Source organism: Pseudomonas sp. NPDC085632 (assembly GCF_044541255.1).
GTDB lineage: Bacteria > Pseudomonadota > Gammaproteobacteria > Pseudomonadales > Pseudomonadaceae > Aquipseudomonas.
On record NZ_JBITSX010000120.1, the window covers coordinates 1 to 1,058 of the forward strand.

A 1,058-nucleotide genomic window follows, 5' to 3' on the forward strand; every position below is an offset into this window, starting at 1 on the left:
GGCTGGCAGCTTAACGGGGTTCTTAGCGACGCGAGACATGCTTATCCCCCTTAGAACACAGTGCAAAGAACTTCGCCGCCGACACCGGCAGCGCGCGCAGCACGATCCGTCATCACACCTTTGTTGGTGGAGACGATAGACACGCCAAGACCGCCACGAACTTTCGGCAGATCTTCAACGGACTTGTACTGACGCAGGCCTGGACGACTAACGCGCTTCACTTCTTCGATAACCGGACGGCCTTCGAAGTACTTCAGCTCGATGGACAACGACGGCTTAGCGTCGGTGGTGATCTGAAAATCCGCGATGTAACCTTCGTCCTTCAGGACTTTTGCTACAGCCACCTTCAGCGTGGAAGACGGCATGCTTACGACAGACTTTTCAGCCATCTGGGCATTACGGATTCGAGTTAGCATGTCCGCTAACGGGTCCTGCATACTCATGGGCTAGACGCTCCTAATACAGAAAAATTAGCCTTGCGGCTACTACTTGTCGCCGAGAACTTCCGGGCATGAAAAACACGGGCTCAGGCGAGCCGGTCATTCTAGACACACCCCAGAAATGAATCAAGCCCCAAAAGGGGCTTGATTCAGATTCAAGGCCACCGATGGTCAGGTTCTTGCGAACCCGAACATCGAGACTTTGACAGCAATTACCAGCTGGCTTTAACCAGACCTGGTACGTCACCACGCATTGCAGCTTCACGCAGCTTGTTACGGCCAAGGCCGAACTTGCGGTAAACGCCGTGCGGACGACCAGTCAGGCGGCAACGGTTACGCATGCGCGCAGCGCTTGCGTCACGTGGTTGCTTCTGCAGAGCTACGGTAGCTTCCCAACGTGCTTCTGGACTTGCGTTCAGATCGACGATGATAGCTTTCAGCGCTGCACGCTTGGTGGCGTACTTGGCAACAGTGAGCTGACGCTTCAGCTCACGGTTTTTCATGCTCTTCTTGGCCATTTTCCTACTCCAATCAGTTGCGGAACGGGAAATTGAAAGCACGCAGCAGAGCGCGGCCTTCAACATCGTTCTGGGCAGTGGTGGTCAGGGTAAAGTCCAC

2 protein-coding genes and 1 pseudogene are annotated in these 1,058 nt (G+C 54.7%); all 3 read right to left on the minus strand.

Annotated elements, in window-relative coordinates; genetic code table 11:
* Positions 1–50: 50 nt before the first annotated feature.
* The gene (gene rpsH, locus ACIF4X_RS29310) at positions 51–443 is read right to left on the minus strand and encodes a 30S ribosomal protein S8 (protein WP_007918458.1); all 393 of its coding nucleotides are present in this window, start codon (positions 441–443) and stop codon (positions 51–53) included.
* 209 nt (positions 444–652) lie between these two features.
* On the minus strand, positions 653–958 hold the full coding sequence (gene rpsN, locus ACIF4X_RS29315) for a 30S ribosomal protein S14 (RefSeq protein ID WP_007918460.1): 306 nt from the start codon (positions 956–958) through the stop codon (positions 653–655).
* Between the two features lie 13 nt (positions 959–971).
* Positions 972–1,058 (minus strand): annotated as a pseudogene (locus ACIF4X_RS29320) (50S ribosomal protein L5); the annotation flags it as partial.